The sequence below is a fragment of the Ruegeria sp. F5 genome (assembly GCF_056533845.1).
This window is the reverse complement of the sequence record NZ_JBQFOU010000005.1, coordinates 219,522-238,877: the sequence shown is the minus strand read 5'-3', so window position 1 is coordinate 238,877 and position 19,356 is coordinate 219,522. Positions and strand designations below refer to the sequence as shown.

Below are 19,356 nucleotides of genomic sequence, written 5' to 3'. Positions count from 1 at the left end.
CCGTCTTGGGCAGGTCAATTGCCAAACCAATCGGTCGGAGACCGCAAAAACGCCAATGCCCGATTGCCCCCGGCGGGGGTTTGGCATAATCACCTGAATGTTGAAGTTCCACCTAAAAGGTTACGAAATGCGCCTCAGCCGTTACTTTCTGCCCGTTCTCAAGGAAAACCCGTCCGAGGCCCAGATCGTCAGCCACCGGCTGATGCTGCGCGCCGGGATGATCAAGCAGGCCGCTGCTGGGATATACTCGTGGCTGCCGCTTGGCTTCAAAGTGCTGCGCAAGCTGGAAAACATCGTGCACGAGGAACAGGCGCGGGCAGGGCATATCGCCATCCAGATGCCGATCCTGCAATCGGCGGACCTGTGGCGCGAATCCGGGCGCTATGACGGCTACGGTCAGGAAATGCTGCGGATGAAGGACAGGCATGACCGGGATATGCTTTTTACACCGACCGCCGAAGAACTGGTGACCGACATCTTCCGCGGCCACGTGAACAGCTACAAAGACCTGCCGCTGACGCTCTATCAGATTCAGTGGAAATTCCGCGACGAAATCCGTCCGCGTTTCGGCGTGATGCGGGGCCGCGAGTTCTACATGAAGGACGGTTACAATTTCGACCTGACCAAGGAAGACGCGCTGCACGCGTATAACCGCCATCTGGTCAGCTACCTGCGCACCTACGAACGCATGGGCCTGCAGGCGATCCCGATGCGCGCCGATTCCGGCCCCATCGGCGGCGACTATACGCATGAATTCCTTGTTCTGGCCGACACCGGTGAATCCGAGGTGTTCTATGACAGCGCCGTTACCGATCTGACCTTTGGCGACCGCGAGATCGACTATGACAGCCGCGCGCAATGTCAGGCGATCATGGATGAGTTCACCTCGAAATACGCCCGCACCGATGAGACGCATGACGAAGCCCTGTTCAATCAGATCCCCGAAGACCGCCGCCGCGTGGCGCGCGGGATCGAGGTTGGTCAGATTTTCTATTTCGGCACAAATTACTCCGAGGCGATGGGCGCAACCGTACAAGTCCCCGACGGCAAGCCGGTTCCGGTCCATATGGGCAGCCACGGCATCGGCGTCAGCCGCCTGATCGGTGCGATCATCGAGGCCAGCCATGACGACAAAGGCATCATCTGGCCTGAAGGGGTGACGCCGTTCCACTGCGGGATCGTGAACCTGAAACAGGGTGATGAAGAGGCGGATGCGGCCTGCGAAAACCTCTACAAGGCGTTGACCGCGCTGGGCCTTGAGCCGTTGTACGACGACCGCAACGAACGCGCGGGCGGCAAATTCGCGACGATGGACCTGATCGGCCTGCCCTGGCGCATCACGGTCGGGCCGCGCGGGTTGAAGAACGGCGTTGTCGAACTGACCAGCCGCCGCACCGGCGAGAGCGAGGAACTGAGCCCCGAGGCCGCCGTCACCAGAATCGCCGAGATTTATGAGCAGATCGCCTGATCCAGGCGACGCGCCGCTGATCTCGGTCGTCACCGCGACCTACAAACTGCTGTCGCAAGGGCGACAGGACAGTTTTCGCCGCGTCATCGATTGCATGGCGCGGCAGAATTGTGCGCAGGCGGAACATGTGATTCAGGATGGCGCCTCGTCGGACGGAACCGTCGCGTTCATTCAGGACCTGACCGCCGCCGCGCCGCGCACCCGGTTCATTACCGAACCCGATGCCGGGCTGTATGACGCGATGAACAAGGGCGCGCAGGCGGCGCGTGGTGCGTATCTGCTGTTTCTCAATTCCGATGACTCTCTGGTGTCGGATGGCATTCTGAACATTGCGGCAGACAGGCTGCGGGCGACCCGGCCCGATTTTCTGTACGGCTCGACCGTGCAGCGGTTCGAAGATGGTTCGGAAAAACCCTTTCACCGGATGTCGCTGAAAGCGATCCTGCAGCGCATGCCGTTTTGCCACAACTCGGTGTTCATCAAACGGAATGTATTCATGGCCCTGGGCGGGCATGACACGCAATATCGCATTGCGGCGGATTACGACCTGATGCTGCGGATGATCGGGGCTGGTTATCGGGGTGAGCGGATGGAGGATGCGATTTCCCTGTTCTGGGACAGGGGGGCGACCAGCGACGATACCACAACCGGTCAGGATTACGCGCGGGTCTGGGTAAATTACTACGCGGGGTTCCAAACCGCGCGGGGCTTGACTGAGCAGGATTTTCAAAGGTTCTACCAGCGCGGCCACATGCCCGCAAAACTGATGGCTGAACTGTTGCGCCGATCCGATACTCCTGACGCCATCCGGGCGGCGGCCCGTCACAGTCTGTCAAAATCCCTGCGCCGGTCGGTTCAGGTCTGGCGCAGGTTTTAGCCGTGGCCGTTTGTCGGCCGGGTGATCAGCACCTCGCCATCCGCGCCGTTGCCACGCGCTACGACGATGGGGCGTCCCATGCGTCTGACCAGATCCCGAAGTTCGAAGCCCAGAAAACGTATCCCGCAAACCCGTGCGCCGGTGGCGCGGTCGGTGATACACAGCCGCCCTTCGCGGAAGGCCAGACGGTATCCCTTGTCCCTCAGGACATCCGCCAAATTCGCCCAGCTTGCCGCCGTGGCAAATACCGGGCGGATGGCTGCGCGCAGCAGGGCCGCGCTTTCACAATCCAGTTCTGATGATGCTTTTTGGGCCAAAATCGGGCCCGACCCTTGTGTACTCGTATCCATAAACATGAGCGACCCCCGCTCGTTAAATGTGTTCCCCCACAATAAGGGTGACAAAGTTTCGCTAAATAAGCAAAAGACGAAATAAAATTGCTTACAAATATGTTGCAGTTTGAATTCAGTCGCTCACGCGACAGCTACATTGACTTCATAGCTGAAACAATACCGCCCTGTCTGTGAACGGCATCACAACCAGCGGTATAATCGCCGCTCTCAAATCTCTTTTTACCAGAACTGCCATCCAGCGCTCGAAAACTGATTCGCACCGGGTTTTTGCGCTGAATGCCGCGTCCTGCGCGGTGCCTGACGCGCCTTGAACCCACTACCGGCTTGACCATCCGGCGAAATGCCGAAAGGGTCCCCGCACACAACAACCGCCGGAGCAGGCATGGCCAAGACCCCCCCGCCTTTTGCCCCTTTCGAATGGAAGATCGCATGGCGCTATCTGCGCGCCCGCCGCGCCGAGGGTGGCGTCAGCGTGATGACATGGATTTCGCTGATCGGGATCACGCTGGCTGTCTTCGCCCTGATCGCGACGCTGGCGGTCCGGTCCGGGTTCCGGTCCGAGTTCGTGGGCACCATTCTGGGGGCGAACGCCCATGTCACCGTCTATTCCTCGGGTCAGATCGACGCGCAGGGGCGCGTGGACCGCACCATGCCCGACTATGAGCAGCAGGCCGAGCGCATTGCGCAGGTTCCGGGCGTTCAGCGCACCGCGCCGCTGGTCAAGGGGCAGGTCCTGATCACCAACCGCGACCGTAGCAGCGGGGTCGAGGTGTTTGGCATCCGCCCCGACGATCTGCGCGATTTGCCCGGCGTGGCCCAAAGCGAGCAGGCCGTGGGCGACCTGTCACAGTTTCAGAGCGGCGAGGATGTGATCGCCATCGGATCAGGCGTGGCGCGCAGCGTCGGGGCAACGGTGGGGGATACGGTCAAGCTGACCTCGCCCAACGGGGTCAAAACCGCCTTTGGCACCTCGCCGCGCGTGAATGCCTATCGCGTGGTTTATGTCTTTTCGGCAGGCCGCTACGACATCGACCGCACCCGCGTTTACATGCCGTTTTCTCAGGCGCAGGGCTTTTTCAACCGCGAAGGCGTGGCGGACGAGATCGAGGTGATGGTCGAACGCCCCGAGGACCTGACTCCGATCCTGATCCCGATCATCGAGGCCGCAGGCGAGCGCAGCCAGATCTGGACCTGGCAGGACGCCTCGGGCGGGTTCCTGCGCGCGTTGGAGGTCGAGGACAACGTGATGTTCATCATCCTGTCGATCCTCGTGTTGATTGCGGCGATGAACATTGTCTCGGGCCTGATCATGCTGGTGAAAAACAAGGGCCGCGATATCGGCATTCTGCGCACAATCGGCCTGAGCGAAGGCTCGGTCCTGCGGGTCTTTTTCATCTGCGGCGCGTTTACCGGCATCATCGGTACGGCGATGGGAGTGATCCTTGGCTGCCTGTTTGCGATCTATATCGACCCGATATTCTCGTTCGTGAATTACGTGATGGGCGGCGGCGTCTGGGACCCGTCCATTCGCGGCATCTACGCGTTGCCCGCCGAGTTGCATCTGAGCGATGTGCTCAAGGCCATCGGACTGTCGCTGGGCCTGTCCTTCTTTGTTACCTATTTCCCCGCCCGCCGCGCGGCGCGGCTGAACCCGGTCGAGGCGCTGCGCTATGAGTGAGGTGACACTGCGGCTGAGCGGCCTGACCAAGACTTACCTGAAAGGCACACCGGGCGAGGTTCAGGTGTTACGCGGCGTCGATCTGGACCTGCGCGCGGGCGAGGCGGTTGCGCTGGTCGCCCCTTCGGGGGCGGGCAAATCCACGCTTTTGCACATCGCCGGGTTGCTGGACACGCCGGATGACGGCGCGGTCCAGATCGTGGGCCAAAGCGCGACCGGCAAGGGCGACCGGACCCGCACCGCGCTGCGGCGGCAGGATGTGGGCTTTGTCTATCAGTTTCACCATTTGCTGCCGGAATTCACCGCGCTGGAAAATATCACGCTGCCGCAACTGGCCAACGGTGTGTCCGAAAAGGCGGCGCAGCAGCGGGCGATGGCCTTGCTGGATCGTGTAGGCGTCGCGCCACGCGCGGGGCATCGGCCCGCCGCCCTGTCCGGTGGCGAACAGCAGCGCGTTGCCTTTTGCCGTGCGCTGGCGAATGCGCCGCGTGTCCTGCTGGCGGATGAACCCACCGGCAATCTGGACCCCGAGACCTCGGATCAGGTGTTCGACGCGCTGATGTCGCTGGTCCGGGACGAAGGGCTGTCGGCCCTGATTGCCACCCACAACATGGATCTCGCGGCGCGGATGGACCGGATGGTTCGGCTGGAAGGCGGCGTGCTCAGGCCAATTGAGTGATCGCCACGCCAACCGCCATCACCGCAATCCCGCCCGCGCGCATCCATGTCAGCGGCGTGACCTGCGCGCCGAAGAGGCCAAAGTGATCAATCGCCGCGGTGCTGATCAACTGCCCCAGCAGGACGAAGAACACCGCGTTTCCAACCCCGAAATGCGGCGCGACATGGGTGATCGACAGAACGTAGAAGGCGATCAGAACCCCGGCCAGCAGCAGGTGTTTGGGGGCCTGCGCCACTTTGGAAATCGCCTCGACCCCGGGAAACAGCAGCATCACGATCGCGGATGAGCCAAAGGCGATGGCGAACAAGACCACGGCGGCCGCGGTGGGTGAGCCGATCAGTTTCCCCAGCGCGGCGTTCAGCGCGGCAAGGATCGGAACACCGATTCCGGCGGCCAGCATGATGGCTGCGTATTGTGTCATGGCCCGAACCCTCGCTTGCTGCTTTCGTTGATCTGGATCATTGCGCCAAGCCGCGCGCCGGGCAAGCCTGCAAATGTCAATCGGAGCAGGAGGATGCGATGATCAGAGCGGTACTTTGGGCAGGCCTAATCAGTTGTGCGGCAATGGCTTCAGCGCAAGAGGCGGACAAAGGCGCCGAGCTTTATCAGCACTATTGCGCCACCTGCCACGGGATCGAGGCGACGGGGCATGGCCCGATGGCGGGTGTTCTGGTGATCCAGCCGACCGATCTGACCAAGCTGGCCGGTGAGGATGGCGTATTCCCCATCGCCCGCGTGGTTGCGCGGATCGACGGGCGCGAGCCGCTGGTCAGTCATGGCAGCCCGATGCCGGTTTACGGGCCGTATTTCGACGGGCAGGAAACGTCGATCAAAACGCCCGAAGGTCAGCCGGTCCTGACCAGCCAGCCCATCGTCGATCTGGTGGCCTATCTGAAAACCATTCAGGTGAATTGAGGCCTTAGCTGCAGATGCCCTTAACTTCTGCATCGCTCCACGGGATGACCACATCGCGTTCGCGGCCTTTGTCGGGCAGGGGCGACAGATCGAAATGCGCGCCAAGCATGGTGTGCAGCCGTTGTGTGCGCTTCGCCTGCGGGTCCAGCGCACGGCAGCACACATATTCCTCGACAATCGCGCCCTGCTGCTCGAACCCGTAGGACAGGAAATCGGGCGAGTTATCCAGATCGAAAAGATAGGGGTCCTTGCGCCCGCCATGTTCGAACGCCGCGCGCAGCGGGTGGTAGCCGGTGGTCTTGCGGTTCTGCCACTGCCAGACATGGGTCAGTTCATGGGCCAGCAGCATGGCGGCGACCAGATTCATTTCGTCCGGGAAGTCGGACATGTAGTCTTCCACATACCAGCCGTTCGAAAAATAGACCTTGTTGAACAGCGCGACCGCTGCGGGTTTTCCTCTGAATTCGCCCTCTTCCATCGGTGGCAGGATGCGTTCGCGGCAGGCCAGCCTTGGCCGCGCCTCGCGGAAATAGGTGACCTCGGTCACGGGCGCGCCATCGACCAGCCGGACACGATCCAGGTTCAGGGTGTCGCCCTGCACGGCGGTGGCAAATGCGCGCTCTTGCTCGGTCAGGGGGCGACCGCAGGACGACAATAGCAACAGGGCCAAAAACAGCACACGCAAAACCATAGGATCAACCCTAGCGCGAGGCTGCCAATCCGCAAGCCGATTTCATAAACTCATCGCGAGGACCCGGCTTATTTCCGTCAGGCCCCGCCCGGACTGATCCATCCAAGTATTGAACGCGTCCTGAACGGCGCTCATTGCCTTTTTCGAGGTCGCAGGCTTGTCGATCACGCCCTCGGCAATCAGCCGGGCGGTGACGTCCTGTGACAGGATGAAACTGTCCCGCCCAGCGAACCGCATCGCATATTGGGCCGAAGCCCCGCCAAGGCGCGACCCACGTTTGGCCAGCATGTCCAGCAGGCCGATATAGTCGGTCGAGGGCCACCCGCCCAGAACCTGTCCCGCGCCGCCATCCTCGCGCAGTTCCAGCAGAAAGGCCGCGTTGTCGCGGACGGTGGCGATCTTGGTGCCATTGCGGACAATGCGCGTGTCCTGCAGCAGGGAATCGAACTTTTCGTCATCCATGAAGGCACAACGCCCGACATCAAAGCCGTCAAACGCGGCCTCGAACCCGTCCCACTTGTTTTCGATGACCTTCCAGTTGAACCCTGCCTGAAAGATGCATTTGGTGAGTATCGACAGCCAGCGATCCTCGGGCATTGCTGCAAGTTCCGCTGTGCTTTTGGGTTTACTCAGCTTTTCGGCCAAGGCCTTTGGGCCGCCGTGGCGGTTTGCCGCCATTTCGAAAATTTCGTCAAATGAATGCATGTTCGCCACCCTCCGCGTTAAATGTTTTCTTTTTGTTCTTGTTTGGCAAGCGTTATTTTCAGCCAACTGTGGGTGCATAATGGTCGGCGGGGCCCGAGCGTTGCGAAGATTTGTCAAAGAAATCCTAGACAAACGAACGCAAAAAGGTTTCTGATTGACTCGTCAGTCAACGATTTTTGCCGAATGGTGGAAAACCGCGACGGGTCGGGGCGGTGTGCAAAGCCGTGTTGGGGAAATCGGTAATCTGGCCTGACGGGTTTTTCACGGCCACACTCAAACTGATGACTTTCCTTTTCCGGCGAAATTTGTGCATGTTGCGACATGGTATTGTCACAAGACAGTTCTGCCGGCGGGCTGTGCCTGCCGGGGTGGGCAAAAGTAAGAAGACAGGGAGAAAATCCATGAAAAAACTGAGTGTGAGCCTTCTGGCTCTGGCGGTCGCGGGATCGGCGCAGGCGGCGGATATGGGTGCCGTGGACGAGCCGATCAAGCTGGCGATCAACGAATGGACCGGTCAGCACGTCACCACGCATGTCGCCGGTGAGATGCTGAAGGCTGCGGGTTACAACGTGGAATATGTCACCGCTGGCATGATGAACCAGTTCCAGGCGCTGGCCGATGGCGACATCGATGCGACGCTGGAAATCTGGTCGTCGAACGTGTCGGACGAATACGCCAAGAAGATCGATGAAGGCACTGTCGTCGAGATTGGCGATCTGGGTCTGGATGCCAAGGAAGGCATTGCCTACCCGGCGCACGTGGCCGAACTGTGCCCGGGTCTGCCCGCGTGGGAAGCCCTCAAGGACTGTGCGCAGGTCTTTGCCACGGCGGAAACGCTGCCCGGCGGCCGTCTGGTTGACTATCCGGCGGATTGGGGCACGCCCGGCGCGGATCGCATGACCGGGCTTGAGCTGCCGTTCAAAGCGGTCCCTGCCGGGTCCGAGGGGGCCTTGATCGCCGAACTGCGCGCCTCGACCGAGCGCAAGTCGCCGCTGCTGATCACCTTCTGGCAGCCGCATTGGGCGATGTCGGCCTATGATGTGCAGTTTGTCGACCTGCCCGCCGGGGAAGAGGCGTGCTTCAACGATCCGGCATGGGGCCCGAACCCCAATGCAGTGAACGATTGCGATTTCTCGCCTTCGCGCATCTTCAAGGCCGGTTGGAGCGGTATGGCGGATAAATGGCCCGCTGCCTATGAAATCCTGACCAATTATCAGCTGGCGGTCGAAGACCAGCAGCCGATGATGGGTGCGATCGACGTCGATGGCGGCAAGGTCGAAGAAGTGGTCGCCGCATGGATGGCCGAGAACGAAGGCAAGTGGCGTCCGGTCGTTGACGCGGCAACGCAGTGAGCTTGCCTAAGTGACCGACGTTAATACGCCAGCCATCGCCTGCCAGAACCTCTGGCAGGTGTTTGGCCAAGGCGCTGACAAGGCCCTGACCGACGCGCTGTCTCGGTCAGGGAATGACGCCGACAAAGCCGCCGCCGAACTGCGCGAAGGTGGGTTCATTCCGGCCGTTCAGGACGCCAATTTCGAAGTTCGCGAGGGCGAGTTGTTCGTCATCATGGGCCTGTCGGGTTCGGGCAAGTCGACGCTGATCCGCTGCATCTCGCAACTGTTGCCCGGAACGGGCGGGGAGATTCGCGTGGATGGCGAGAATGTCATCGGCGCGTCCAAGAAAGTGCTGACCGATCTGCGCCGCAAGAAGCTGGGCATGGTGTTCCAGCATTTCGGCCTGTTCCCGCACATGACCGTCGCCGAAAACGTGTCCTATCCGCTGCGTGTTCAGGGCGTGGGCAAAAAGGAACGCCTGGCGCGCGCGCAAGAGGTGATCTCGCTGGTTGGTCTGGAGGGGCGTGAAGACAGCTTCCCACGCCAGCTTTCCGGCGGACAGCGGCAGCGTGTGGGGATTGCGCGCAGCCTTGCCGTGAACCCCGATATCTGGTTCCTGGACGAGCCATTCTCGGCCCTCGATCCCCTGATCCGCCGACAGTTGCAGGACGAATTCCTGCGCATTCAGGCGACGTTGAAGAAATCCATCGTCTTCATCACCCATGATATCCAGGAGGCGCTGAAACTGGCCGACCGCATCGCCATCATGCGCGATGGCAAGATCGTTCAGATCGGCACGCCGACGGATATCGTGCTGCGTCCGGTGGACGACTATGTGCGCGAGTTCTCGAAAGACGTGGCAAAAGGCCAGCACGCCAAGGTCGCCTCGGTGATGCGGGATGAGGCCACATGCGGCCCGGATGACCCCGGCCTGACCACCTCGATGACGTTGGACGCTGCTTTGGCGCATTGCATGGAGCTATATGATCCCGTGCCCGTCCGCGATGCTGCGGGAAATGTCGTCGGCACGGTGCATCCGTCGGATCTGGCCGCGGCCTTACAGGTGGATGAGACATGACCGCCGTGACGGACATCCCCGCGCAGCAGGCACGCCTGACCGCGGGGGCGCAGGCCGCCCTGATCACCGTGATCGTTGGTGCGGTGTGTCTTGCACTGGAAGCGCACGCCCCGTGGCTGGTCAAATGGCCCGCCGCGTGGGAACTGCCCGCGACACAGTGGGTCGGGGCGTTTCTGGATTGGTTTCTGAACGGCATCAAACCGGCCATGCGGCTGTTTTCGGACCTGATGACCTATCCGATGGATGCCGCCAATTATGTGCTGGGCAACACGCCCTGGCCGATCCTGATCGGTATCGTCACTGCATTGGGCTGGTATCTGGGTGGCCTGCCAATGGCGGCGCTGGGGTTCATTGGCCTCAGCTTCGTTCTTGCCTCGGGCTATTGGGCCGAAAGCATGAATACGCTGGCTCTGGTCGCCGTGTCTGTTCCGGTTGCGCTGATCATGGGCGGCGCGATCGGCATCCTCGCGAACGAGGTGCCTCGGGTGAAGTCATTCGTGCAGGCGGTGCTGGACATCATGCAAACCGTGCCGACCTTCGCCTATCTGACGCCGCTGCTGCTGCTCTTTGGCTTTGGCCCGGTGGTCGGTCTGATCGCCTCGGCCATCTACGCGGCCCCGCCCATGGCGCGCAACGTGATGCTGGGGCTTGAACGGGTCGAATCCGAGATCAAGGAAGCCGCCATCATGTCCGGCGGCACCCGCTTCCAGCAATTGTTTCAGGTCGAGATCCCGGCAGCGACCACGCAGATCATGGTCGGTGTGAACCAATGCCTGATGGCGGCCTTGTCGATGGTGATCATCGCCGCTGTCATCGGCGGCTTCAACGACATCGGCTGGGAGGTCCTGCTGACCATGCGCAAGGCGCAGTTCGGCGAATCCCTGATGGCCGGTCTGGTCATCGTTGTTTTTGCCGTCGTCATTGACCGGATGAGCGGCACTCTGGCCACCGAACGCAAACGCTATGACAGCCGCGTTGTCTGGGCGATGCTGGGCTTTGCGGTACTGTTTACCGCCGCTTTCTGGGCCTGGCTGCCGAACCCGTCCGAACTGACCGTTCTGGACCCGATGGCCGAGGCGATCGACAGCGGCCTGACCGCGTTCACGCAGGCCAACGGGCCGTGGCTGGATGCGCTCAAGAACAATTCGCTGTTCTACGTGCTGCTGCCGCTGCGGATCGGGCTGGATCAGGCGGTGCTGCCTTTCACTTGGGGCTTCGCATGGACACCCGCGATGAGCTACGGCCTCTTTGCCGTGGGTGCCGCCATCGCCTTGATGATGGCGTGGCGCGGGCATCTGACCGGAGGGCTGGTGGTTCTGATCCTGATCGGCATGTTGGAGACCGGCATCGCCAACCTGCCTTGGCCCTTTGTCCTGACCGGCGCTGCCGCGCTGGGCTGGGTCGCTGGCGGCTGGCGTTTGGCCGCGCTGTCGGTGGGGCTGCTCTGCACCATCCTCGTCTCGGGCCTTTGGGAACGCGCGTTGCTGTCGCTCTACCTAAGCGGTGCTGCGGTATTCTTCTGCGCCGTGCTGGGCGGGCTGATCGGCCTGGCCAGCGCGGTCTGGTCGCCGGTCTGGACCATCGTGCGCCCGATCTGCGACATGTTGCAGACGATCCCTCTGTTCGTGTTCCTGATCCCGGTGCTGATGGTCTTTCAGATCGGAGAGTTCTCGGCCTTCCTCGCCATTTGTGCCTATGCCATCGTTCCGATGATCCGCTACACGCGGCACGGGCTGGTCAACACGCCCGAGGAAATGATGGAGGCCGCCATTTCCAGCGGTGCGACCGAGTGGCAGATCATGCGCGACGTGCGCGCGCCTTATGCCGCGCCGACCATCCTGCTGGGGCTGAACCAGACCATCCTTTATGCCTTTGCGATGCTGGTGATCGCGGCGCTGATCGGCACCACCGGTCTGGGTCAGTCGATCTATCTGGCGCTGGGGCAGGCGGATGTGGGGCTTGGTATCTCAGCCGGGGCGGCGATGGCCATCCTCGCGCTGATCGCCGACCGCATGGTGCAGGGCTTTGCCGAGGAACGGCGCAAGGCGCTGGGCCTATAAGACAGGGCAGGGGCGGGCAACCGCCCCGCCGCCCGACTTGACTTCGGACAAAGACCGCCCTCGCGCAGGCAGATAAACCGGGCAAAAACGGGTTCGGAGAACATCATGTCCGGTTGGGGCTTTTTCGCAGCGGCGCTGATCACCTTCCTGCTCAGCCACATGATTCCCGTGCGCCCAATGGTGCGTGGCTGGCTGATTGAAACGCTTGGTCGCCGGACGTATTTCGCGGCTTATTCCACCTTGTCCCTGCTTGTTCTGGGGTGGTTGGTCATCGCCGCCGCGCAAGCGCCATATGTCGAGATCATCCCGCCGCTTCCCATACTGCGCTGGGTGCCGGTGCTGATCATGCCCGTCGTCTGCTGGCTGGCAATGGCCGGGCTGGCGATCCGGAACCCGTTTTCGTTCGGCGGATTGGGTACTCGCCCTTTCGATCCGGAACAGCCCGGCATCCTGCGCACAACGCGCCATCCCATCCTTGCGGCGCTTATGCTGTGGTCGGTAGCGCATCTGCTGGTCAATGGCAGCCTGTCCCACGTCATCCTTTTCGGCCTGTTTGCGGGCTTCGCCGCTATGGGAATGGTCCTGATTGACCGCCGCAAGGCGCGGGACATGGGGGCCGACTGGCCGCGGATGTCCCACAACACCGCGCGCCTGTCGTTCCGCGTACCAAGGCCCCTGCCGCCGCTCTGGGTCTGGCTTGCTTCACTCGCCGCTTTTGCGGTGCTGTTACACCTGCACGCACCTGTGATCGGCCTGTCGCCCCTGCCGTAAACGGGGGAGTGGTCGGGCGGGCGTTGGCGTGCTATCTGGAATATCGAACTTTGCGAAGGGGTCCCTGAATGTATCTGGCCTATGTCACAACAACCGATCGCGGCGCGACGGACCGTCTGCTCAGCGCGGTTGCCGAACACCTGCAGAACTTGGGCGCCAAACTGGCCGGAGTGGTACAGACCAACACTGAATGCGCAGACAGCAGCAAATGCGACATGGATGTCCGCGTTCTGCCCGAGGGCGAGACCATCCGGATTTCGCAATCGCTGGGCACACAGTCGCGCGGATGCCGTCTGGACCCGGCGGCTCTGGAACAGGCTGTGGGGTATGTCACCGCGTCGCTTGACGATGCGCCGCAGCTTCTCATCATCAACAAGTTCGGCAAGCACGAGGCCGACGGCCGCGGTTTCCGCCCCGTCATCGCCGAGGCGCTGGCGCGGGACATTCCGGTGCTGGTTGGCGTGAACGGTTTGAACAGCGAAAAGTTTCAGGACTTCACTGGTGGTGAGGCCGAACAACTTGCGGCGGACCTGCAGGCGATCACGGACTGGTTCAACCGCATCACGGCGGACCGCACGCAGGCGGCCTGAACCCCCGACGGTCAGGCTGGTCGGGCGCAGATCGAGGAATCTGTGCCAACTTGCAGACCGTTCTGTTTGACAGCACCCTCGACGGGCTCGGGGCTTGGCCGCTCGTGTATAGAAGCTTTGTAGGAAGTGGTGGGCGACCCTGGAATCGAACCAGGCGTGCGTCTCCGCGAGGGAGTTACAGTCCCCTGCCACACCTTGCGGCCTGTCGCCCACTGTCAGGCGTTGCACCTGACGTGGAGGCGTGATTACTAGCGCACCAAAGGAGCGTCAACAGGAAAATACCGCTTTGACGCAGGAAACCGAATTCCCGGCCCGGAGGCCCTGAAATGAAGAAACCCAAGTGGGTCGTCGAGAAGGAACAGGCGCGCAAAGCCGCCGCGAGTGAGACCGTCTGGCTGTTCGGTCTCCACGCCGTGCGCGATGCGCTGATGAACCCGAAACGGCAAAAATTGCGGCTGATCGTGACCCGAAATGCCCGTGATAAACTGGCAGATGCCATTGATTTTGCGGGGATTGAGGCGGAAGTGGTCGATCCGCGCAAATTCACCGCTCCGATTGATCCGGGCTCGGTCCATCAGGGCGCGGCGCTTGAGGTCAAGCCGCTGGACTGGGCCGGGTTGGCCGAGAATTGCATCGGGCGCGAACACCCTCGGGTCATTCTGCTGGACCGAGTGACGGACCCGCATAACGTCGGGGCGATTCTGCGCTCGGCCGAGGTGCTGGGGGCCAGCGCCGTGATTGGCACCCGTCACCACTCGGCCCCCGAAACCGGGGCGTTGGCCAAAACCGCCAGCGGCGCGCTGGAGCGTCAGCCCTATCTGCGGGTGCGCAATCTGGCGGATACGATCGTGGAACTGCAGGGCATGGGGTATCTGGTTCTCGGGTTGGATGGCGAGGCCGACGCGACCATCGAAACCACGCTGGACGGCCAGCGGGACCGCCCGGTGGCGCTGGTGCTGGGGGCCGAAGGGCCCGGTCTGCGGCAGAAAACCAAGGAAACCGTCGATCACCTGGTGAAAATTGACGCAGCCGGCGGGTTCGGGTCGCTTAACGTATCAAATGCGGCGGCAATCGCCCTATATGCATCCCGTTACAGGTAAGCAGGAGGCCGCCATTCCCAGCCCGTCAAAAATCGCCACCTGCTGCTATTGCGGGACCCGCGCCGCGCTGGTCCTGAAGGGCAAGGATCGGCACGAGCTCAGCTGTTCCAGCTGTGGCGCGCCCTTGCATGACCTGAAAATGCTGCCTCGGAAAAAGGTGGCTGAACGTCCGGCCCGGTATGGGGAAGGCGTTGGGCTGAAAAAGCCAAAGCCCAAAAAGAAAAAGAAGAAGAAAAGCCTTTGGTCACGCGCGATGGAAGAAGCTTGGGATGTGGTCGAGGATATCTTTGACTGACCCGCACGGTGCGGGTCAAAAAACGTTCACAACCCTGTCAACGGGGGTTTAATGCGGCCTGAAAAGTTGCAGTTTGGTACCCTGATATCATGATTCTGAACTTGCCATGCTGACCCGACGTTTTCTTTCCGGCGCGCTGTTCGCCGCTGCTTTTGGTTCTGCCGTCTCTGCGCAGGATGTCCCTGTCTACTTTGCGTCCGAAGGGGCCGCGATGTCGGGATACGATCCCGTGTCCTATTTCGAAGGCGATACGCCGGTCAGGGGGCAGCCCGAGATTGCGGTGGTGTGGAAAGGCGCCGAATGGCATTTCGCGTCTCAGGAAAACCGTGAACTTTTCGAAGCCAACCCGCGCGCCTTTGCGCCTCAGTTTGGGGGGTATTGCTCGTACGCGATGGCCTACGGGCAGCTCAAAAGCACCGACCCGCAGGCATGGCAGGTGGTCGATGGGCGCCTGTACCTGACGCATTCGCCGGAGATCGAGGAAATGTGGCGGGATGATCGCGCCGCATACATCCACATGGCCGAAGAAAACTGGCCGTCAGCCCTGTACCGCGAATAGGCGAATCTCCGCTTTTTGTGAGATGTCATCACAAAAATGCGCGCCCCCTCTTTTTTTCGCCAGATTTATGCCTAAATGTCACAGTGACCGCGGAACGGAACTGCCGCGGGTCATTTCACTGTCCCTCGTTCCAAAACTTGCGCCCAAGTCATCTTGGGCGCTTTTTTCTTCTCGGGACCCTGCGTAGGATGCGCCCATGCCCGAATATTCCGACGAATTCCTGAAAAATGTCCTGACACGCACCAAAACCGTGGCGGTGGTCGGCGTGTCGATGAACCCCGTGCGGCCCAGCTATTATGTGGCGCGGTACCTGTCGCTGAAAGGGTTCACGGTCATCCCCGTCAATCCCGGCCATGCGGGCAAGGAACTGTTCGGGCAAACGGTCCGGCAAAGCCTGTACGATATCAGTGAGCCTGTTGATATGGTGGATATTTTCCGCCGCTCCGAAGCTGTCCCGCCCATTGTCGATGAGGCGCTGCAGGCCTTTCCCGACCTGCAGACGATCTGGATGCAAATCGGCGTCGAACACGAAGGGGCGGCAGCCACAGCGCAGGCGCGGGGCGTCGATGTGGTCATGAACCGGTGTCCCAAGATCGAGTATCAGCGCCTGTTCGGGGAACTGCGCATGGGCGGGTTCAGCACCGGGATCATATCTTCGAAGCTGCAGACTTAACCTTTGTATGGCTTCAGCCGCGCCACCTGTTCCTGACGGCGCTTTTCCAGAACAACATCGCGCGGCACCCAGTCATACCGCGTGTCTTCCATCAGCGGAGACCAGAACAAAACCCCGCCATAGCGCCAAGGGTCCAGCACCACGCCGTCATGCATCGAGTCACCCTTGCGGCTGATGATCGCCGTGCTGTGGTCGATGCGGAACGGGTTGTCCGCGTTGGCGATGGCCCGGTGCAGGGTCAGCGTGTCGAAGTTTTCCTGGCGCAGGCGCCGCTCGATATCCTCGGCCCAATGCCAGCACAGACCGCGCGGGCGCAGGCCCTTGTTGACCTTGGCGTTGTGGATCAACGGCGGGTCGGTGATCTGGTATTCCTGCGCCAGTTGCGCGGTATAGGCATAGGCGATGCGGGCGGCGCGGTCGGCCTCGGCGGGATCGATATCGGGGCCGAGGCTTTGGATTTCGGCGGCCAGCCGTTGCACCTCATCCCCGGTTGAAGGCGGCGGTGCGGCGCAGGCGCCAAGCAGGGCAAAGGTCACCACTAGCGCCAAAGCTCTGATCATTCCGATGCCCTTTGCCTTGTGAACCGGGAGCCCCGATCATAAAGGGCAGGGCGCGTTGTTGAAAGCCCGCGCCTTACCCTTTAGGCCGCGCGGCTTTTTCAGCGATCCCGCTGACACCCTGACGCCGCGCCAGTTCCGCCAGGACATCATCCAGCGCCACATCCCGTGCGGCCAGCATGACAAGCAGGTGGTAGAGCACATCCGCCGCCTCGGTGGTCAACTTGTCCCGGTCACCTTTGACGGCTTCGATTATGGCCTCAATGGCCTCTTCCCCGAACTTCTCGGCGCATTTTTCGGGCCCTTTGGCCAGCAGCTTTGCGGTCCAGCTGCTGTCGGGGTCAGCGCCTTTGCGGGCTTCAATCGTGGCGGCCAGATCGTGCAGGATGCTCATGTCAGCCTCATCGGAATGCCAGCGGCGGCCATGTGTTCCTTGGCCTCGCGGATAGTATATTCGCCGAAATGAAAGATCGAAGCCGCCAGAACGGCGCTGGCCCCGCCTTTGGTCACGCCTTCGACCAGATGGTCCAGAGTGCCGACACCGCCCGAAGCAATCACCGGCACGTCCACCGCATCAGAAATCGCGCGGGTCAGGGGCAGGTTGAACCCGGCCTTGGTGCCGTCACGGTCCATCGAGGTCAGCAGAATTTCCCCCGCGCCCTTGGCAACAACCGTTTTGGCGAACTCTACCGCGTCGATTCCTGTCGGTTTGCGCCCGCCATGGGTGAAAATCTCCCACTTGCCGGGGCTGACGGTCTTGGCGTCGATGGCGCAGACGATGCATTGGCTGCCGAACTGGTCGGCTGCCTCGGCGATCACGTCCGGGTTGGCCACAGCCGCCGAGTTAAAGCTGACCTTGTCCGCCCCCGCCAGCAACAGGGCGCGCACATCATCCTTGGTGCGGACACCGCCCCCCACAGTCAGCGGCACGAAGCATTGCTCTGCCGTGCGCTGAACAACATCGAACATGGTGCCACGATTTTCGTGGGTCGCGTGAATATCGAGAAAACAGATCTCATCCGCCCCGGCGGCGTCATAGGCCTTGGCGGATTCCACCGGATCGCCCGCATCGCGCAGGCCCACGAAATTCACGCCCTTGACCACACGGCCATCGGCGACATCGAGACAGGGAATGATACGGGTTTTCAGCATGGGGCGTCCTTTGTTGAGGGCACCTCTACCGGCAAAGCCCCGCCGATGCCAGACTTGTGATTGTGATCCGGCGCGAAGCCATGGAAATTAGGGGTGAAATTCACGAAAAGGAATTCTGTTATGCGACATCTTCTGCTGGCTTCACTTCTCACTTTCGGAGGCACCCTGTCCGCCATGGCTGACGACATTATCAAGGTAGAAACCAATAAATCCGTGGCCGAGGTGCTGGACGCGCTGGAAGCTGCCGTGGGCAATGCGGGCGCCACCGTCTTTGCCCGCATCGACCACGCGGCGGGGGCCGAAAAGGTCAGCACGCCGATCCCGCCCAATCAGGTACTGATCTTCGGTAACCCGGCCTTGGGCACGCCCGCCATGCAGATCGACCCGCGTGCGGGGCTGTTCCTGCCGCTAAAAGTGCAGGCTTATCAGGATGCAGATGGGCAGGTCTGGCTGGCCTATGAAGACCCGAAAGAGACAATGGATGAGCTTGACGAGGTCGAGAAATCGCCGGTCATCGAAAAGATGCGCGGTGCTTTGGCGAAACTGACCGCAGCTGCCGCGCAGTAACTCAGTTCAGGGCGCGGATGGCCTGGGCCAGGTCAATCGCGCCATCATAGAGCGCCCGGCCCGAGATCGCGCCGTTCAGCGCGACGCCGCAATCGCGCAGGGCGATCAGGTCGTCCAGAGAGCTGACACCGCCCGAGGCAATTACCGGGATCGAAACCGCCTGCGCCAACGCTGCCGTGGCTTCGATGTTGGGGCCCTGCATCGCGCCGTCGCGGTTGATATCGGTGTAGATGATCGCCGCGACGCCTGCGTCCTCGAAACTGCGGGCCAGATCGGTGACCTGCACGTCGGTTTCCTCGGCCCAGCCCTTGGTAGCGACCATGCCGTTGCGGGCGTCGATGCCCACGGCGACCTTGCCGGGAAAGGCTTTGGCCGCTTCGCGCACTAGATCGGGGTTCTCGACCGCGACCGTGCCCAGAATCACCCGCGCCAGACCTTTGTCGATCCAGGTCTCGATGGTGGCCATGTCGCGGATACCACCGCCCAGTTGCGCCGGCACGTCACAGGCCTTCAGGATCGCCTCGACCGGGGCCGCGTTCACCGGTTCCCCTGCGAAGGCCCCGTTCAGATCGACCAGATGCAGCCACTCGCACCCGGCCTCGACAAAAGCGCGGGCTTGCGCAGCCGGGTCTTCGTTAAAAACCGTGGCCTTGTCCATCTCACCACGCAGCAGGCGCACGGCATGGCCGTCTTTCAGATCGATAGCGGGGTAGAGGATCATGTCGGGCGGTCCTATATCACTGTTACACGCGCGGGATATCGCACAGGCGGGGCAGGGGTGCAACGCGACGCTAAGTCAATCTTGCCCGGTGCCGAATGGCAGGTCAGACTGGCCACAATACAGGGAGGAACTTATGAAGACATTTACTCTTGCAGCCGGTTTTGCCGCGATGGCCACCGCCGCTCTGGCGGATGATCCGGCGGATGGTCTGTGGAAGACCGCACCGGGTGACACCGGCTCGTACCTTCACGTGTCGATTGCCGAATGCGGCAGCGCGATTTGTGGAACTATCGACAACGTATTTGATGCGCAAGGTAATGAGGATCTGAATTCCGATATTCTGGGTAAGCAGATCATCTGGGATATGGTGCCCGAAGGCGATGGCAATTACGCCGACGGTAAGATATGGGCCCCGGATCGCGACAAGACCTATAACTCGAAAATGACTCTCGACGGCAATGCCTTGACTGTCAAAGGCTGCGTTGCCGGAGGGCTGGTCTGCCGGGGGCAAACCTGGACCCGCATTCGCTGAA

The 19,356-nt window shown here is 61.6% G+C and carries 24 protein-coding genes and 1 tRNA gene; 16 read left to right on the top strand and 9 right to left on the bottom strand.

Annotated elements, in window-relative coordinates:
- The first annotated feature begins 127 nt into the window (after nucleotides 1-127).
- Nucleotides 128-1,468: a proline--tRNA ligase gene (proS, locus tag ACR0K1_RS10055; protein ID WP_480613326.1), complete on the top strand. Its 1,341-nt coding sequence runs from the start codon at nucleotides 128-130 to the stop codon at nucleotides 1,466-1,468.
- Nucleotides 1,452-2,345 (top strand): glycosyltransferase family 2 protein, encoded by an 894-nt coding sequence (locus ACR0K1_RS10050; RefSeq protein WP_480612925.1) that lies wholly within the window; start codon nucleotides 1,452-1,454, stop codon nucleotides 2,343-2,345. Before proS ends, ACR0K1_RS10050 begins: the two co-directional genes overlap by 17 nt.
- Here ACR0K1_RS10050 and ACR0K1_RS10045 read toward each other — a convergent pair.
- Nucleotides 2,342-2,701, bottom strand: coding sequence for a hypothetical protein (locus ACR0K1_RS10045; RefSeq protein WP_480612927.1), 360 nt, complete (start codon nucleotides 2,699-2,701; stop codon nucleotides 2,342-2,344). The genes ACR0K1_RS10050 and ACR0K1_RS10045 overlap by 4 nt on opposite strands.
- Nucleotides 2,702-3,080: 379 nt before the next feature.
- Here ACR0K1_RS10045 and ACR0K1_RS10040 point away from each other — a divergent pair, with 379 nt between their 5' ends.
- A complete protein-coding gene (locus ACR0K1_RS10040; protein ID WP_480850405.1) occupies nucleotides 3,081-4,376 on the top strand; it encodes a lipoprotein-releasing ABC transporter permease subunit in 1,296 nt (431 codons plus the stop codon).
- A complete protein-coding gene (locus tag ACR0K1_RS10035) occupies nucleotides 4,369-5,055 on the top strand; it encodes an ABC transporter ATP-binding protein (RefSeq protein ID WP_480850403.1) in 687 nt (228 codons plus the stop codon). Before ACR0K1_RS10040 ends, ACR0K1_RS10035 begins: the two co-directional genes overlap by 8 nt.
- Here the strand turns inward: ACR0K1_RS10035 and ACR0K1_RS10030 are convergent.
- On the bottom strand, nucleotides 5,039-5,476 hold the full coding sequence (locus tag ACR0K1_RS10030; RefSeq protein WP_480612933.1) for a DMT family transporter: 438 nt from the start codon (nucleotides 5,474-5,476) through the stop codon (nucleotides 5,039-5,041). The genes ACR0K1_RS10035 and ACR0K1_RS10030 overlap by 17 nt on opposite strands.
- A gap of 98 nt (nucleotides 5,477-5,574) precedes the next feature.
- Between ACR0K1_RS10030 and ACR0K1_RS10025 the strand changes: the two genes are divergently transcribed.
- Complete coding sequence (locus ACR0K1_RS10025; protein ID WP_480612935.1) at nucleotides 5,575-5,970, top strand: c-type cytochrome; 396 nt, start codon at nucleotides 5,575-5,577, stop codon at nucleotides 5,968-5,970.
- Between the two features lie 4 nt (nucleotides 5,971-5,974).
- On the opposite strand, the gene ACR0K1_RS10020 is transcribed toward ACR0K1_RS10025, so the two are convergent.
- Together ACR0K1_RS10020 and ACR0K1_RS10015 are read right to left on the bottom strand one after the other, a co-directional pair.
- Nucleotides 5,975-6,661 (bottom strand): hypothetical protein, encoded by a 687-nt coding sequence (locus ACR0K1_RS10020; RefSeq protein ID WP_480850401.1) that lies wholly within the window; start codon nucleotides 6,659-6,661, stop codon nucleotides 5,975-5,977.
- A gap of 42 nt (nucleotides 6,662-6,703) precedes the next feature.
- Complete coding sequence (locus ACR0K1_RS10015) at nucleotides 6,704-7,366, bottom strand: DNA-3-methyladenine glycosylase I (RefSeq protein ID WP_480612939.1); 663 nt, start codon at nucleotides 7,364-7,366, stop codon at nucleotides 6,704-6,706.
- Nucleotides 7,367-7,767: 401 nt separating this feature from the next.
- On the opposite strand from ACR0K1_RS10015, the gene ACR0K1_RS10010 reads away from it, so the two are divergent.
- From ACR0K1_RS10010 to ACR0K1_RS09990, 5 genes are all read left to right on the top strand, one after another.
- Nucleotides 7,768-8,718, top strand: a complete 951-nt coding sequence (locus tag ACR0K1_RS10010; RefSeq protein WP_480612941.1) for an ABC transporter substrate-binding protein — start codon at nucleotides 7,768-7,770, stop codon at nucleotides 8,716-8,718.
- A gap of 10 nt (nucleotides 8,719-8,728) precedes the next feature.
- A complete protein-coding gene (locus ACR0K1_RS10005; protein WP_480850398.1) occupies nucleotides 8,729-9,778 on the top strand; it encodes a quaternary amine ABC transporter ATP-binding protein in 1,050 nt (349 codons plus the stop codon).
- Complete coding sequence (locus ACR0K1_RS10000) at nucleotides 9,775-11,838, top strand: ABC transporter permease (RefSeq protein WP_480612944.1); 2,064 nt, start codon at nucleotides 9,775-9,777, stop codon at nucleotides 11,836-11,838. The genes ACR0K1_RS10005 and ACR0K1_RS10000 overlap by 4 nt, the downstream gene beginning before the upstream one ends.
- 105 nt (nucleotides 11,839-11,943) lie before the next feature.
- Nucleotides 11,944-12,609 carry an NnrU family protein gene (locus tag ACR0K1_RS09995; RefSeq protein WP_480850396.1) on the top strand — a complete coding sequence of 222 codons (666 nt, stop codon included), beginning with the start codon at nucleotides 11,944-11,946 and terminating at the stop codon, nucleotides 12,607-12,609.
- 68 nt (nucleotides 12,610-12,677) lie between these two features.
- Entirely contained in the window at nucleotides 12,678-13,199 is a 522-nt protein-coding gene (locus tag ACR0K1_RS09990) for a DUF2478 domain-containing protein (RefSeq protein WP_480850394.1), read from the top strand.
- A gap of 127 nt (nucleotides 13,200-13,326) precedes the next feature.
- Here the strand turns inward: ACR0K1_RS09990 and ACR0K1_RS09985 are convergent.
- Nucleotides 13,327-13,410 (bottom strand) — tRNA-Tyr (locus ACR0K1_RS09985).
- 115 nt (nucleotides 13,411-13,525) lie between these two features.
- Here ACR0K1_RS09985 and rlmB point away from each other — a divergent pair.
- The 4 genes from rlmB to ACR0K1_RS09965 all read left to right on the top strand — a co-directional run bounded on the left by rlmB (nucleotide 13,526) and on the right by ACR0K1_RS09965 (nucleotide 15,826).
- Nucleotides 13,526-14,299, top strand: a complete 774-nt coding sequence (rlmB, locus tag ACR0K1_RS09980; RefSeq protein ID WP_480612949.1) for a 23S rRNA (guanosine(2251)-2'-O)-methyltransferase RlmB — start codon at nucleotides 13,526-13,528, stop codon at nucleotides 14,297-14,299.
- Complete coding sequence (locus ACR0K1_RS09975) at nucleotides 14,280-14,594, top strand: hypothetical protein (RefSeq protein WP_480612951.1); 315 nt, start codon at nucleotides 14,280-14,282, stop codon at nucleotides 14,592-14,594. Before rlmB ends, ACR0K1_RS09975 begins: the two co-directional genes overlap by 20 nt.
- Nucleotides 14,595-14,700: 106 nt before the next feature.
- Nucleotides 14,701-15,153 carry a YHS domain-containing (seleno)protein gene (locus ACR0K1_RS09970; RefSeq protein ID WP_480612953.1) on the top strand — a complete coding sequence of 151 codons (453 nt, stop codon included), beginning with the start codon at nucleotides 14,701-14,703 and terminating at the stop codon, nucleotides 15,151-15,153.
- A gap of 196 nt (nucleotides 15,154-15,349) precedes the next feature.
- Nucleotides 15,350-15,826: a CoA-binding protein gene (locus tag ACR0K1_RS09965; protein WP_480612955.1), complete on the top strand. Its 477-nt coding sequence runs from the start codon at nucleotides 15,350-15,352 to the stop codon at nucleotides 15,824-15,826.
- Here the strand turns inward: ACR0K1_RS09965 and ACR0K1_RS09960 are convergent.
- From ACR0K1_RS09960 to hisF, 3 genes are all read right to left on the bottom strand, one after another.
- Entirely contained in the window at nucleotides 15,823-16,386 is a 564-nt protein-coding gene (locus ACR0K1_RS09960; protein ID WP_480850391.1) for a hypothetical protein, read from the bottom strand. The two genes, ACR0K1_RS09965 and ACR0K1_RS09960, sit on opposite strands and share 4 nt — an antisense overlap.
- A gap of 73 nt (nucleotides 16,387-16,459) precedes the next feature.
- Nucleotides 16,460-16,777, bottom strand: coding sequence for a phosphoribosyl-ATP diphosphatase (locus ACR0K1_RS09955; RefSeq protein ID WP_480612959.1), 318 nt, complete (start codon nucleotides 16,775-16,777; stop codon nucleotides 16,460-16,462).
- Nucleotides 16,774-17,535 carry an imidazole glycerol phosphate synthase subunit HisF gene (hisF, locus tag ACR0K1_RS09950; RefSeq protein WP_480530064.1) on the bottom strand — a complete coding sequence of 254 codons (762 nt, stop codon included), beginning with the start codon at nucleotides 17,533-17,535 and terminating at the stop codon, nucleotides 16,774-16,776. Before hisF ends, ACR0K1_RS09955 begins: the two co-directional genes overlap by 4 nt.
- A 120-nt stretch (nucleotides 17,536-17,655) precedes the next feature.
- Between hisF and ACR0K1_RS09945 the strand changes: the two genes are divergently transcribed.
- The gene (locus ACR0K1_RS09945; protein WP_480612961.1) at nucleotides 17,656-18,102 is read left to right on the top strand and encodes a DUF302 domain-containing protein; all 447 of its coding nucleotides are present in this window, start codon (nucleotides 17,656-17,658) and stop codon (nucleotides 18,100-18,102) included.
- Between the two features lies 1 nt (nucleotide 18,103).
- Here the strand turns inward: ACR0K1_RS09945 and hisA are convergent, their stop codons facing one another.
- The gene (gene hisA / locus ACR0K1_RS09940; protein ID WP_480612963.1) at nucleotides 18,104-18,823 is read right to left on the bottom strand and encodes a 1-(5-phosphoribosyl)-5-[(5-phosphoribosylamino)methylideneamino]imidazole-4-carboxamide isomerase; all 720 of its coding nucleotides are present in this window, start codon (nucleotides 18,821-18,823) and stop codon (nucleotides 18,104-18,106) included.
- Nucleotides 18,824-18,956: 133 nt separating this feature from the next.
- On the opposite strand from hisA, the gene ACR0K1_RS09935 reads away from it, so the two are divergent.
- Nucleotides 18,957-19,355 (top strand): DUF2147 domain-containing protein, encoded by a 399-nt coding sequence (locus ACR0K1_RS09935; RefSeq protein WP_480612965.1) that lies wholly within the window; start codon nucleotides 18,957-18,959, stop codon nucleotides 19,353-19,355.
- Nucleotide 19,356 lies beyond the last annotated feature (1 nt).